The sequence below is a fragment of the Nocardioides islandensis genome (genome assembly GCF_015352455.1).
In the GTDB taxonomy this organism is placed as follows: domain Bacteria; phylum Actinomycetota; class Actinomycetes; order Propionibacteriales; family Nocardioidaceae; genus Nocardioides; species Nocardioides islandensis.
The window spans coordinates 63,544-76,013 of the sequence record NZ_JADKPN010000002.1 but is presented as its reverse complement, the minus strand read 5'-3'; the positions used below and the strand labels follow the sequence as shown (position 1 = coordinate 76,013).

Here is a 12,470-nt window from a genome sequence, read left to right as displayed (position 1 = left end):
TCGCGCATTTATGGGCACGGATCATCGAAATCAAGGCTAGACATCCGATGTCTCGGCGTTTAGAGTCGCGGCCACGAGAGGAGGGACCCCCTGTGCCTGACATCGAGGCGATGCACCACCACCGCCACCGCGGAGCCGTCGAAGAGACGCAGTCGCCGTCCGGGCACGGGTCGGACCTCGCCCAGGAAGTCGAGGCCATGCGGATCCAGGACCCTGACCGCGCGGACGAGGGCCTGCTCAGGCTGAAGGCCCTTGGCGCCCTGCTGGTGCTGCTCCGGCTCGGGCCGGTGCTGATCCTCGGGGTGCTGGTGGTGATCATGGCGAACCTGTCGCCGGTCTTCGCCACCACCCAGAACCTCGGGAACGTCCTCGCCCAGACCGCGGTCATCGCGATCCTCGCGATCGGTCAGCTCCTGGTGATCCTGACCAGGGGCATCGACCTCTCGGTCGGGTCGAGCCTCGCCCTGTCGGCGGTGGTGGGGGCCACCGTCTTCGGTTCCTCGGACGGTGGCGCGCTCACGGTGCTGGCGATGCTCGGCACGGGCGCGGCTGTCGGGGCCGTCAACGGGCTGGTGCTCGTCTACGGCCGGTTGCCGCATCCCTTCATCATCACGCTGGCGACGCTGAGCATCGCCCGCGGCCTCGCCCTGGGCATCTCGGGTGGCCAGCCCATCCGCGGGATGCCGGACGTGGTGAGCACCATCGGCGGCGACAGCGCGACGTGGCTGGCCGCGTGGCTGCCGAACTCGACGTTCCTGGTCGCCGGCGTGGCCGTCGTGACCACGGTCTTCCTCACGCGGATCGTCTGGGGTCGCTGGATCTACGCCGTGGGTGGCAACCCCGACGGCGCGCGACGCCTCGGCATCCCGCGCTCCGCGGTGCTCATCTCGGTCTACGTGTGCAGCGGTCTGCTGGCGGGAGTCGCGGCCATCGTGACGTCGGGCCGGCTCAACGCCGGGTCGCCCACCTTCGGCGACCTCGCTGAGCTCGACGCGATCGCCGCGGTCGTGATCGGCGGCGCCAGCTTCCTCGGTGGCCGCGGACACGTCGGGCATGCGCTGGTCGGCGCGTTCATGATCGGCGTGATCCGCAACGGCATGAACCTCCTCAACATCGAGGCCTACCTGCAGCTCATCGTCATCGGCGTCGTCATCGTCATCGCGGTCGAGAGCGACGTGCTGCGCGGTCGTCTGGAGAGCAGGTTCCGGGTGCTGCAGGCGGCTGCGTCATGAGCGACGCCCCGGCGCTCGCGGTCCGCGGCGCGACGAAGCGCTTCGGGGCGGTCCTGGCCCTGGACGAGGTGGACGTCGTGGCCCAGCACGGTGAGGTGCTGGCCGTGCTCGGGGACAACGGTGCGGGCAAGTCGACGCTGATCAACTGCATCAGCGGCGTCCACCGACTCGACGCCGGCCTCATCGAGGTGGAGGGCGAGGAGGTGTCCATGTCCAGCCCGGCGGTGGCACGGGCCGCCGGTATCGAGACCGTCTACCAAGACCTCGCGCTCTTCGACAACCTCGACGCCACCGCGAACCTCTTCGCGGGCCGCGAACAGGCCGTTCCGGCGTGGCTGCCTCGTGGTATGCGCTGGATGCGTCGTAGCGAGATGAACCGGGCCTCCGCCGAGCGCCTGCGCCGGCTGCAGATCTCGCTGCCGGACCGCGCGTCCAGCGTCGGCATGATGTCCGGCGGCCAGCGCCAGGCGGTGGCGGTCGCGCGCTCGGCCGCGTTCGCCTCCCGCATCGTGATCCTCGACGAGCCGACCGCCGCTCTGGGGCTGCGGGAGTCGCGCCAGGTGCTCGACCTCATCCTGCGGCTGCGCTCCGAGGGTTGCGCCGTGATCGTCATCTCCCACGCCATGGACCACGTCATGGAGATCGCGGACCGGGCCGTGGTCATGCGACGAGGTCGTGTCGTGGGTGAAGAGGTGCCACGCCCTGAGAACAGGTCGCGGTTGGTCTCGCTGATCGTGGGGGGTGAGAGCTGACCGCACACGACTCGACCCGCTCCACCTCGCCGAACCGCGCTGCGGGACGGCTTGGCGAGACACGCCTGTCTTCGGAAGGACCACCACAAGCATGAAGAGAAGGACTCACCTGCTGGCCGCCGTGGCGGCCACGGCACTGCTGGCTGCTGGATGCTCGAACGACGACTCCAAGGCCGCCGACGACGGCTCCGGTGACGGAGGCGGGGACGCCGTCACGATCGGGTTCATCACCAAGTTCCCCGTCGACTTCTACGACACCATGGTCGACGCGGCGAAGGCGTGGGACGCCGACGAGGCCGGAGCCGAGGTCCTGTTCGCGCAGGGCAAGAGCGGCACCGACGACGAGGGTGAGATCGCGGCCATCCAGTCCTTCGTCACCCAGCAGGTCGACGCCATCGTCATCACACCCACCAGCCCGAACGTGCAGGACGACCTCCAGAAGGCCGTCGACGCCGGGATCGTGGTGATCCTGGTCGACAACGACATCCCGGACTGGGACGCCAAGACCTCGGTCGTGGCCACCGACAACAAGGCAGGCGGCGAGCTCGCGGGACAGTGGCTCGCGGAGAACCTGCCTGACGGAGCCCAGATCGCCGTCCTGCAAGGCGTGCTCGGCAACCCGTCGCTCGAGGACCGCGTCACCGGCATGAAGGACGCTCTGGGGGACGCCGCGGAAGTCGTCGCCGAGACGCCGACCGACTGCGACCAGACCAAGGGGCTCGACGCCGCGCAGGACATCCTCACCGCGCACCCGGACATCGACGGCATCTATGCGGCCTGCGGACCGCCCCTGCTCGGGGCGCTCGAAGCCATCGACGCCATCGGCAAGAGCGGCAAGCTGGTCACCGTGGGGTTCGACGCGTCTCCCGACGAGCTGGCCGCGATCGGTGACGGCACCGAGTCCGGCTCGGTGGCCCAGTTCCCCGACAAGATGGGCAGCATGGGTGTCCAGGCCGCGTTCGACGCGATCAACGGCAAGGACGTGCCGCCGACGATCGACACGGGCACGGAGATGGTGACCTCGGACAACGTGGACCAGTTCCAGTGATCTGTTGACGAGACAGCATGACCGTCGCGCCGGTCGCCAGCGGGCGACCGGCACGACGCCTGCCCTGGTGGACAGCCACGTGCACTTCTGGGACCGCCGGCGCTTCTACTACGCGTGGCTCGCGAGTGCCGACTCCGCGCTGCGGCGCGACTTCCTCCCGCAGGACCTGAACTCGGAGCTGGCATCGCTGACCCGTGTCACCCCGGCGGGCTCCGTCTTCGTCCAGGCCGACTGCCGCGCGGAGCAGAGCGAGGGCGAGGTGCAGTGGATCCACCAGCTGGCCGACGACGGCGCCGACGTGCTCGCCGTCGTGGCGCACGTACCCCTGGACAAGGGAGCGGACTGTGCGCCGGACCTGGAGCACCTGGTGCGCACCGCACCTCTCGTGTCGGGCGTCCGACGACTCCTGCAGGACGAGCCGCCCGGGTTCGTCACCGATCCGTCCCTGGTCGCGGGTGTCCGGCTCCTCGCCGCACATGGCCTGACGATGGACCTGTGCGTGCGGCAGCACCAGCTCGGCGAGGTGGTGGACCTGGTCGACCGCTGTCCGGACGTGCTGTTCGTCCTCGACCACCTCGGCAAGCCCAGCGTCACGGCCGAGGACTTCGCCCCGTGGGCGTCCGAGCTGACCAGGCTGGCGGCCCGTCCCCACGTGCGGTGCAAGCTGTCGGGGCTCCTGTCGGAAGCTCCCGCCGGACGACGTACGACGAGTGCCCTGCGCCCGTGGCTCGAGCACGCTCTGACGGCGTTCGGACCGAGTCGCTGCATGTTCGGCAGTGACTGGCCGGTGCTGACCAGCGTGGCCGGCTACCACCAGTGGTGCGAGACCGTCCTGGACGTGGTCGCCGACCTGCCCGAGGAGCACCGCACGTCCGTGCTCAGCGGGACGGCGACGGCCACCTATGATCCGGTCAACCGCGCCGCTCGAGCGAAGGATCCGTGCCATGGCCCTGACGGATGAGGCAATCCTCCGGATCAAGGAGATGATCCTCGGCGGCCAGCTCAAGCCCGGGGACCGCCTGCCCCGTGAAGCGGACCTGGCCGAGACGTTGGGGCTCTCGCGCAACTCGCTGCGCGAGGCGGTGCGCGCCCTGGCCCTGATCAACATCCTCGACGTGCGCCAGGGCGACGGGACCTACGTGACGAGCCTGGACCCCCACCTCCTCCTGGACACGCTGACGTTCGTGGTCGACTTCCACCGCGACGACAGCGTGCTCGACTTCCTCCGGGTACGCAGGATCCTGGAGCCGGCAGCCGCCGCGATGGCCGCGCAGCTGGTCACGCCCGAGCAGGTTCGGCAGATGCAGGAGGTGGTCGACGCCTCCCGGCTGGACGCGACACCGGAGGACCTGCTGACCTCCGACATCGAGTTCCACCGCCTGGTCAGCAGCGCCTCGGGCAACTCGGTGCTCGCGTCGCTGATCGAGGGCCTCTCCGGCCCGACCAACCGGGCGCGCGTCTGGCGCGGTCGCACCCAGGCCGGTGCCCAGGAACGCACCGTTCGCGAGCACCAGGCCATCCTCGATGCGCTGGCGGCCGGCGAGCCGGACCTGGCCCATGCCGCGATGGTCTCGCACGTCGCCGGCGTCGAGGCCTGGCTGCGGCTCGTGCGGTGACCTCCGCCAAACATCCCATCAATACGGGCCGACGATGCGTTCGAGGCACCTAAAGCCGCCGAATAGCCCCATTGACATCGGATGAATCCTGGGCCTAGCCTCCGCAAGACCGGAGGAGGTGGAGATGGCGCGATTCGTGTCGCTGGAGTCGATCGACGTCCGGTTCCCGACCTCCCAGCACCTGGACGGGTCCGACGCCATGAATCCGGAGCCCGACTACTCGGCGGCGTACGTCGTGGTCCGCACCGACGCCGACGACGGGCTCGAGGGACATGGGTTCACGTTCACCACCGGGCGCGGCAACGACGTGCAGACGGTGGCCTCGGCCGCGTTGGCGCCCTGGCTGGTCGGTCGCGACGTCGATGACGTGCTGTCCCACCTGGGTCCGTTCGGCCGCGAGCTGACCCACGACCCCCAGCTGCGGTGGCTGGGCCCCGAGAAGGGTGTCGTCCACATGGCGTGCGGCGCGCTGATCAACGCGCTCTGGGACCTGCGCGCCAAGCGCGCCGGCCTGCCCCTGTGGCAGCTGCTCTCCGGGCTCGAGCCGGAGGAGATCGTCGACCTGGTCGACTTCAGGTACCTGACCGACGCGCTCACGCCCGCCGACGCGCTCGCCCTCCTGCGGGGGGCCGCGCCGGACCGGGCCGAGCGCCAGCGGGTGCTGCTGGAGCGTGGCTACCCGGCGTACACGACGACGCCGGGCTGGCTGGGCTACGACGACGCCAAGCTGGCCCGCCTCGCCCGCGAGGCCGTGGCGGACGGGTTCCCGCTGATCAAGCTCAAGGTCGGAGCCTCCCTCGACGACGACCTGCGACGGCTGGCGGTCGCTCGCGACGCGGTGGGTCCAAGCGTCGGGATCGCCATCGACGCCAACCAACGCTGGGACGTCGACGAGGCCACGGCCTGGATGGCGCGTCTGAGCGAGTTCGATCCCTACTGGATCGAGGAGCCGACGAGTCCCGACGACATCCTCGGCCATGCCGTCATCCGGGCGAAGATCGCGCCGGTGCGGGTGGCGACGGGCGAGCACGCCCACAGCCGCGTCATGGTCAAGCAGTTCCTGCAGGCCGGCGCGGTCGATGTCATCCAGATCGACGCCAGCCGGGTGGCGGGGGTCAACGAGAACGTCGCGATCCTCCTGCTCGCTGCCAAGTTCGGCATTCCCGTGTGCCCGCACGCGGGAGGCGTCGGGTTGTGCGAGGTGGTGCGCCACCTGGCGATGTTCGACTTCGTCGCGGTGAGCGGGACCATGGACGACCGGTTCGTCGAGTACGTCGACCACCTCCACGAGCACTTCGTCGACCCGGCGGTGGTCGTCGGCGGTCGCTACCTCGCCCCGACGGCGCCGGGCACCAGCGCGGAGATGCGCCGACAGTCCGTCCTCGACCACCGCTTCCCGGACGGCCCGGTCTGGAGGGACCGGTGATGCTGGCCGCCCAGTACGTCGCCGGCTACGGCATCGAGGTCGCGGAGGTCGCGCCCCGCCCTCCCGGACCCGGCGAGGTGCAGGTCGAGGTGGCGTACGTCGGGATCTGCGGGACCGACCTGCACATCCTGGCCGGGCACATGGACGAGCGGATCGCCGACCACGGCGTGATCGGGCACGAGATGTCCGGCCGGGTGGCCGCGACGGGGGAGGGCGTCACCGGGTGGTCGCCCGGCGACCCGGTCACGGTCATGCCGCTGCGCTGGTGTGGGCAGTGCCCCACGTGCCGCGCCGGGAACGAACACATCTGCGATCACCTGGACTTCGTGGGGATCGACTCACCCGGGGCCATGCAGCAGCGCTGGACCGTGCCGCAGGAGCTGCTGGTACCCCTGCCCGGCGCCCTGTCGTTGCGGGCAGCCGCACTCGTCGAGCCCGTGGCCGTGGCCCATCACGACGTCGTCCGCGCTTCGCTCTCGCCGGGGGAGTCCGCCTTGGTCATCGGCGGCGGCCCCATCGGCGTCCTCATCGCCGTCGTCGCTCGCACGCGCGCCGCGGAGGTGCTGCTGGTCGAGCCGGACCCGTACCGTCGCTCGGTCGCGAGTGGTCTGGGGATCGACGTCCTCGACTCCGGCTCGGAGGACCTGACCGGTGCGCTCGACGCCTGGTCCGGCGGCGCCGGCGCGGCCGTGACGTTCGAGGTGTCCGGCACCCAGGCGGGCCTCGACCTGGCGGTGGCCGCCTTGGGCGCCCGGGGCCGGCTGGTGGCGGTCGGCATCCACGCGGAGCCCCGACGCGTGGACATGAGGCGGGTCTTCTGGAAGGAGCTCCAGCTCCTTGGCGCTCGCGTCTACGAGCGGGCCGACTTCACCGCGGCGGTCGAGCTCCTCGAGCGCGGGTCCGTCCCGGTGGACGCGATCGTCTCGAGGGTCGACGTCCTGGCGCAGGCACCCGCGGCGTTCGACAGCCTCGCCCGGGGCGGTCGGGTGATGAAGGTCCTCGTGGACTGTGGGGCGGCGGGAGGGTCGGCATGAGCACCGCAGGCTTGCGCGCCGGCCCGTCGTGCTTCGACCTGCGCGGTCGCCTCGCGGTGGTCACGGGCGCCCGCCGTGGTCTGGGACTGGCCATCGCGCGGGCGCTCGCGGCTGCCGGCGCCGACATCGTCGGCGTCAGTGCCTCCCTCGAGCCCTCCGGCAGCGAGGTCCAGGCCGACGTCGAGGCTCTGGGCCGGAGCTTCGAGGGCCACCGCGTCGACTTCGCGGACCGGGCCGCGGTCACCGCTTTCGCCCACCAGCTGAACGACGGGCGACCGGTCGACATCCTCGTCAACAACGCGGGAACCATCGAGCGGGCGCCCGCCGTCGACCACACCGACGCGTCCTGGGACCGCGTCCTCGAGGTGGACCTCTCGAGCCAGTTCGTGCTGACGCGGGAGGTCGGGCGTGGGATGGTCGCCCGCGGCGCCGGGAAGGTCATCTTCACCGCTTCGATGCTCAGCTACCAGGGCGGCGTCAACGTGGTGAGCTACGCGGCAGCCAAGAGTGGGATCGCCGGACTGACGCGGGCACTCGCGAACGAGTGGGCCCCCCACGGGGTCAACGTGAACGCGATCGCTCCCGGCTACTTCGCCACCGACAACACCGACGCCCTGCGCCGGGACCCGCAGCGCCACCGGGCGATCCTCGAACGGATCCCGGCCGGCCGCTGGGGATCACCGGAGGATCTCGGCGGCGCCGCCGTGTTCCTGTCCAGCCGCGCGTCCGACTACGTGCACGGCACGGTCCTGCCCGTCGACGGCGGGTGGCTGGGCCGGTGAACGACGTCCTCGAGTTCCACGGCCGGCACCGACTGGTTCCGGTCGTCGTGGTCGACCGCGCGGACCGCGCATGGCCGTTGGCCGAGACCTTGAGTGACGCCGGCCTCCCGTCGGCGGAGGTCACCCTGCGAACCCCGGCGGCCCTGTCGGTCATCTCGGCCATGACCGCCTGTCCCGGCTTCGTGGTCGGCGCCGGGACCGTCGTACGCCCCGCACAGGTGGAGCAGGCCGTCGCCGCCGGTGCTCGATACGTCGTGTCGCCCGGCTTCAGCGCAGCGGTCGACCGCGAGTGCCGGCAGCTCGGTGTCCTCCTCGTGCCGGGGGTCGCGACCGCCACCGAGCTCCAGGCGGCGCTGGAAGCGGGCCGTGACGTGGTCAAGTTCTTCCCCGCCGCCGCCGCCGGGGGCGCCGCGATGGTGGCCGCCCTCTCGGCACCGTTCCCGTCCGCGCGGTTCGTGCCCACGGGCGGCATCGGCGCCGCCGAGCTCGGCGACTACCTGCGCCTCACGTCCGTCCTTGCCGTCGGCGGGACGTGGCTGGCGCCGCGCGACGCGGTCGACTCGGGTGACTTCGAGCGGATCGCCCGTGACGTCCGCGAGGCGACCACGCTGGTGGAGCACCTGCGATGACCTTCCACACCCGCCTGCGCGAGGAGTGTGCGTACGACGCGGTCTCCCTCGGCGAGGTGATGCTGCGGCTGGACCCCGGCGAGGGCCGGATCCGCACGGCACGGGAGTTCCGGGTGTGGGAGGGCGGCGGCGAGTACAACGTCGCGCGGGGCCTGAGTCGCAGCTTCGGCCTCCGGACGGCGGTCGTCACCGCGCTGGTCGACAACGAGGTGGGCCGCCTGGTCGAGGGTCTCGTGCTCGCGGGAGGCGTGGACACGAGCTGGATCACGTGGGCCGCGGACGACGGGATCGGAAGCACCGTGCGCAACGGGCTCAACTTCACCGAACGCGGCTTCGGAGTGCGCGGCGCCAAGGGCGTCTCCGACCGGGGCCACAGCGCTGCGAGCCAGCTCGAGCCGGGTGACACGGACTGGGAAGAGCTGTTCGGCCGGCTGGGAGTGCGCTGGTTCCACACCGGTGGCATCTTCGCCGGGCTGTCGGCCGGAACCACCGACGTCGTCGTCGCGGCGATGGAGTCGGCACGCCGGCACGGGACCGTGGTCTCCTACGACCTCAACTACCGGCCGAGTCTGTGGAGCTCGGTCGGGGGCCCGGCCCGGGCCCGCGAGGTCAACGCCCGCATCGCCGGGCTGGTGGACGTGCTCATCGGCAACGAGGAGGACTTCACCGCCGCTCTCGGGTACGCCGTGGAGGGCGCCTCGCCCGACCTCACCGAGCTGCGACCCGAGGACTACGCCGCGATGCTCGGCACCGTGGCCCGGGACCTGCCGCAGCTCCAGGTCGCCGCCGTGACGCTCCGGAGCGTGCACAGCGCGAACCGCAACGACTGGGGCGCGCTCGCCTGGTCGGCCGAGGACGGCCTGGTCCGAGCCACCCAGCGCAACGGCCTGGAGATCCTCGACCGGGTCGGCGGTGGCGACAGCTTCGCCTCCGGGCTGGTCTATGCGCTCCTGACGGGGCGGGACCTCGCGACCGCGGTCGAGTACGGCGCCGCTCACGGGGCGCTGGCCATGACGACCCCCGGCGACACCTCGATGGCGACCCTGGCCGAGGTCGAGGCCCTCGTGCGCGGCGCAGGGGCGCGCGTCCAGCGATGAGGACGCCGCAGACGCCGTCCGCGATCACCGAAGGAGTCCCGCATGCGCTACCGCAGGCTCGGTGAGCGTGGCCGCGAGATCCCGGTCGCGTGCACGGACGACGGCACGTTCGACCTGCGCCCGCTCACCGAGGACCTCGACGGCGCCTTCCTCACACGCACGGAGCCCGCGCTCGTGCACCACGAGATCGGAAGAGGGGGGCTCCCCGTCCTTTCCGGCGCCGAGCGGCTGCGGGTGGGAGCGCCCGTCGCGCGGCCCGGGAAGGTGGTGTGCATCGGCCTGAACTACCGCGACCACGCGCGTGAGACAGGGACGCAACCGCCCGCGGAACCGGTGGTCTTCATGAAGGATCCGACGACCGTGGTGGGCCCCTACGACACCGTGCTGATCCCCCGGGGATCGACGAAGACCGACTGGGAGGTCGAGCTGGGCGTCGTCATCGGGGCCCAGGCTCGGTACCTCGACGACCCCGACCACGCCGCCTCGTGCGTCGGTGGCTACGTGATCTCGCACGACGTGTCCGAGCGGGCCTTCCAGCTCGAACGGGGTGGTCAGTGGGACAAGGGGAAGAGCTGCGAGACGTTCAACCCGCTGGGTCCGGAGCTGGTCACGCCGGAGGAGGTCCCGGACGTCCAGGCCCTGGAGGTCGGGCTCGCCGTCAATGGCGTCGTACGCCAGAAGAGCAGCACGGCGGAGATGCTCTTCGGGGTCCACCACCTCGTGTGGTACCTCAGCCAGTTCATGGTGCTGAACCCCGGCGACCTCATCAACACGGGTACGCCGGCGGGCGTCGGGCTGGGGACGCCTGGCGAGCCGTACCTGCGGCCCGGTGACGAGGTCGAGCTCTGGATCGACGGGCTGGGTCGCGCGCGCCAACGGTTCGAGGCCGCTCCGTGACCGTGGCGAGTGACTTCGCCGGCCTGGTCGGGCTGGTCACGGGCGGCGCCGCCGGCATCGGTGCCGCGATCGTCGGCGAGCTGCGCGCCCGGGGCGCGGTCGTCGCCGTGCTCGACGTGCATCCCTCCGGCGGGACCGACCAGCTCCGGTGCGACGTCACCGATCGCGCCCAGGTCGACGATGCGGTCCGCGCAGTGCTGGACCGGCACGGACGCCTGGATGTCGTGGTCAACAACGACGGCATGTCCGCGGTGGGGACCGTGGAGGACAACGACGACGCGGAGTGGCACCGCGTGCTCGACGTCAACGTGGTCGGCATGGCCCGCGTCTCGGCTGCCGCACTCCCGGCATTACGGCGCTCGCCCGCCGCGGCCGTCGTCAACGTCTGCTCGATCGCCGCACTCAACGGCCTGCCCCACCGGGCTCTCTACAGTGCGTCCAAGGGAGCCGTGCTCGCGCTGACCTACGCCATGGCGACCGACCACGTCCGGGAGGGGATCCGGGTCAACGCGGTGAGTCCCGGCACGGTGCACACGGCGTTCGTCGACCGGATGCTGCAGCAGTTCGACGATCCTGCCGCCGAGCGACGGGCCCTCGATGCACGACAGGCGACCGGGCGCATGGTCACCCCGGACGAGGTGGCCGGGGCGGTAGCCTATCTGGCCAGCCCGCGCTCGGGCTCCACGACCGGGACAGCGCTCGAGGTCGACGGCGGTGTGACGCACCTGCGCATCAGGCCGGACCTGGGCCCGGCCCGGTAGGGGCCCGCGACACCGACCCCGACGGCGCTCAGCGCTGGGGCACGAGCGACGCCGGAGCGTCGAGGACCTGGTCGAAGACCTGGTACGCCGCGCCGGTCGCACCGGCCGCGGGGTCCTCGTCGGCCACCCGGACGTCCGGCGGTCGCCAGGGCGACGAGAGCACTCGTTGCTCCATCTCGCGCAGCACTCCCGGTCGCAGCGCGTCGGCCGCGTGGGCGAGATGGCCTCCGAGCACGATCGTCGGGATGTCGAGCAGGTTGACCACGGCGGCCAGCGCGACGCCGAGGGCCCATCCGGCCCGCTCGACGTCCTGGCGCAGCGCGCGCAGGCCGGCGTACTGCTCGAGGCAGCCCCGCGAGCCGCACGAGCAGGGCGGGCCGTCGGTGTCCACGGTGATGTGCCCGACCTCGCCGGCCCAGCCGTAGCGGCCGCCGAACACGCGTCCGTCCAGCACGATGGCCCCGCCGACGCCGACCTCGCCGGAGACGTAGAAGAAGTCGGTGTACGGACCCGGTCGTCCCGGCGCGGCTGCCGCCACGGTCCGCGCCGCCAGCTCGGCCTCGTTGGCCACCGTGAGGGCGGATCCCCCGAGGCCGCGCGGCAACAGGCGCCTGATGGGCACGTCGGCCCACCCCAGGTTGGGCGCGCTGAGCAACCGGCCGTGCCGGGCCGCGACCAGGCCGGGCACGGCCAGCCCCCGTCCGACCAGCCGCGTCGAGGCAGGAGCGGCGCGCTCGACCGTGCGCGCCATGAGGCCCAGCCGGCGCAGCACCTCGACAGGATCGCTCCCGGAGAGGTCACCGGGGACGAGGTCCTCGGAGAGGACCCGACCCCGGAGGTCGACGACCCTGGCGGCCAGGAAGCCCGGGTTCACCTGCATCCCCAGGGCGGCCACGCCCGACCCCGCCACGAGGGGCGTGCCCGGGCGGCCGCGCCCCGGGGCCGGCGACCGGTCGAGCTCGTCGAGCAGACCGCCGGTGACCAGCTCGTCCGCCAGGCGCGACACGGTGGAGCGGGTCAACCCGGTCGTCGCCGCCACCGCGGCGCGGGACGGTGGCTCCTCGGCCGCCAGCACCGTCGCGAGCACCAGGCGCAGGTTGCTGTCCCGCAACGACGCCTGTCGCGACGGTCCTTCTCGTGATCCGGTCACCCTTGCCCCTACCCGTCGAACCCATTATGTTTAGCCATACAACAAA

At 71.8% G+C, this 12,470-nt stretch carries 13 protein-coding genes; 12 read left to right on the top strand and 1 reads right to left on the bottom strand.

All coding sequences use genetic code 11. The features are described from left to right. The first annotated feature begins 92 nt into the window (after nucleotides 1-92). From ISU07_RS05840 to ISU07_RS05785, 12 genes are all read left to right on the top strand, one after another. Entirely contained in the window at nucleotides 93-1,232 is a 1,140-nt protein-coding gene (locus ISU07_RS05840) for an ABC transporter permease (RefSeq protein ID WP_323742451.1), read from the top strand. Further along, nucleotides 1,229-1,984 carry an ATP-binding cassette domain-containing protein gene (locus ISU07_RS05835; RefSeq protein ID WP_194705850.1) on the top strand — a complete coding sequence of 252 codons (756 nt, stop codon included), beginning with the start codon at nucleotides 1,229-1,231 and terminating at the stop codon, nucleotides 1,982-1,984. The genes ISU07_RS05840 and ISU07_RS05835 overlap by 4 nt, the downstream gene beginning before the upstream one ends. A gap of 91 nt (nucleotides 1,985-2,075) precedes the next feature. Next, a complete protein-coding gene (locus tag ISU07_RS05830) occupies nucleotides 2,076-3,032 on the top strand; it encodes a sugar ABC transporter substrate-binding protein (protein WP_194705849.1) in 957 nt (318 codons plus the stop codon). Nucleotides 3,033-3,036: 4 nt separating this feature from the next. After that, nucleotides 3,037-3,993: an amidohydrolase family protein gene (locus ISU07_RS05825; protein ID WP_194705848.1), complete on the top strand. Its 957-nt coding sequence runs from the start codon at nucleotides 3,037-3,039 to the stop codon at nucleotides 3,991-3,993. After that, a complete protein-coding gene (locus ISU07_RS05820) occupies nucleotides 3,977-4,648 on the top strand; it encodes a FadR/GntR family transcriptional regulator (RefSeq protein ID WP_194705847.1) in 672 nt (223 codons plus the stop codon). The genes ISU07_RS05825 and ISU07_RS05820 overlap by 17 nt, the downstream gene beginning before the upstream one ends. Before the next feature lie 124 nt (nucleotides 4,649-4,772). Continuing rightward, nucleotides 4,773-6,074, top strand: a complete 1,302-nt coding sequence (locus ISU07_RS05815; protein ID WP_194705846.1) for an enolase C-terminal domain-like protein — start codon at nucleotides 4,773-4,775, stop codon at nucleotides 6,072-6,074. Further along, complete coding sequence (locus tag ISU07_RS05810; RefSeq protein ID WP_194705845.1) at nucleotides 6,074-7,108, top strand: zinc-dependent alcohol dehydrogenase; 1,035 nt, start codon at nucleotides 6,074-6,076, stop codon at nucleotides 7,106-7,108. Before ISU07_RS05815 ends, ISU07_RS05810 begins: the two co-directional genes overlap by 1 nt. Beyond that, nucleotides 7,105-7,890: an SDR family oxidoreductase gene (locus ISU07_RS05805; RefSeq protein ID WP_194705844.1), complete on the top strand. Its 786-nt coding sequence runs from the start codon at nucleotides 7,105-7,107 to the stop codon at nucleotides 7,888-7,890. The genes ISU07_RS05810 and ISU07_RS05805 overlap by 4 nt, the downstream gene beginning before the upstream one ends. After that, entirely contained in the window at nucleotides 7,887-8,519 is a 633-nt protein-coding gene (locus tag ISU07_RS05800) for a bifunctional 4-hydroxy-2-oxoglutarate aldolase/2-dehydro-3-deoxy-phosphogluconate aldolase (RefSeq protein WP_194705843.1), read from the top strand. Before ISU07_RS05805 ends, ISU07_RS05800 begins: the two co-directional genes overlap by 4 nt. Continuing rightward, nucleotides 8,516-9,616 carry a sugar kinase gene (locus tag ISU07_RS05795; protein WP_194705842.1) on the top strand — a complete coding sequence of 367 codons (1,101 nt, stop codon included), beginning with the start codon at nucleotides 8,516-8,518 and terminating at the stop codon, nucleotides 9,614-9,616. The genes ISU07_RS05800 and ISU07_RS05795 overlap by 4 nt, the downstream gene beginning before the upstream one ends. Before the next feature lie 42 nt (nucleotides 9,617-9,658). Then, on the top strand, nucleotides 9,659-10,513 hold the full coding sequence (locus ISU07_RS05790) for a fumarylacetoacetate hydrolase family protein (protein WP_194705841.1): 855 nt from the start codon (nucleotides 9,659-9,661) through the stop codon (nucleotides 10,511-10,513). After that, nucleotides 10,510-11,274, top strand: coding sequence for an SDR family NAD(P)-dependent oxidoreductase (locus tag ISU07_RS05785; protein WP_323742450.1), 765 nt, complete (start codon nucleotides 10,510-10,512; stop codon nucleotides 11,272-11,274). Before ISU07_RS05790 ends, ISU07_RS05785 begins: the two co-directional genes overlap by 4 nt. A 28-nt stretch (nucleotides 11,275-11,302) precedes the next feature. Here the strand turns inward: ISU07_RS05785 and ISU07_RS05780 are convergent, their stop codons facing one another. Next, complete coding sequence (locus ISU07_RS05780) at nucleotides 11,303-12,424, bottom strand: ROK family transcriptional regulator (protein WP_194705840.1); 1,122 nt, start codon at nucleotides 12,422-12,424, stop codon at nucleotides 11,303-11,305. Between the last annotated feature and the right edge of the window lie 46 nt (nucleotides 12,425-12,470).

Bases quoted from the DNA above. Each gene is read 5' to 3' on its own strand.
- ISU07_RS05835 (WP_194705850.1), top strand. From the start codon at position 1,229: ATGAGCGACGCCCCGGCGCTCGCGGTCCGCGGCGCGACGAAGCGCTTC.
- ISU07_RS05830 (WP_194705849.1), top strand. From the start codon at position 2,076: ATGAAGAGAAGGACTCACCTGCTGGCCGCCGTGGCGGCCACGGCACTG.
- ISU07_RS05820 (WP_194705847.1), top strand. From the start codon at position 3,977: ATGGCCCTGACGGATGAGGCAATCCTCCGGATCAAGGAGATGATCCTC.
- ISU07_RS05815 (WP_194705846.1), top strand. From the start codon at position 4,773: ATGGCGCGATTCGTGTCGCTGGAGTCGATCGACGTCCGGTTCCCGACC.
- ISU07_RS05810 (WP_194705845.1), top strand. From the start codon at position 6,074: ATGCTGGCCGCCCAGTACGTCGCCGGCTACGGCATCGAGGTCGCGGAG.
- ISU07_RS05805 (WP_194705844.1), top strand. From the start codon at position 7,105: ATGAGCACCGCAGGCTTGCGCGCCGGCCCGTCGTGCTTCGACCTGCGC.
- ISU07_RS05795 (WP_194705842.1), top strand. From the start codon at position 8,516: ATGACCTTCCACACCCGCCTGCGCGAGGAGTGTGCGTACGACGCGGTC.
- ISU07_RS05790 (WP_194705841.1), top strand. From the start codon at position 9,659: ATGCGCTACCGCAGGCTCGGTGAGCGTGGCCGCGAGATCCCGGTCGCG.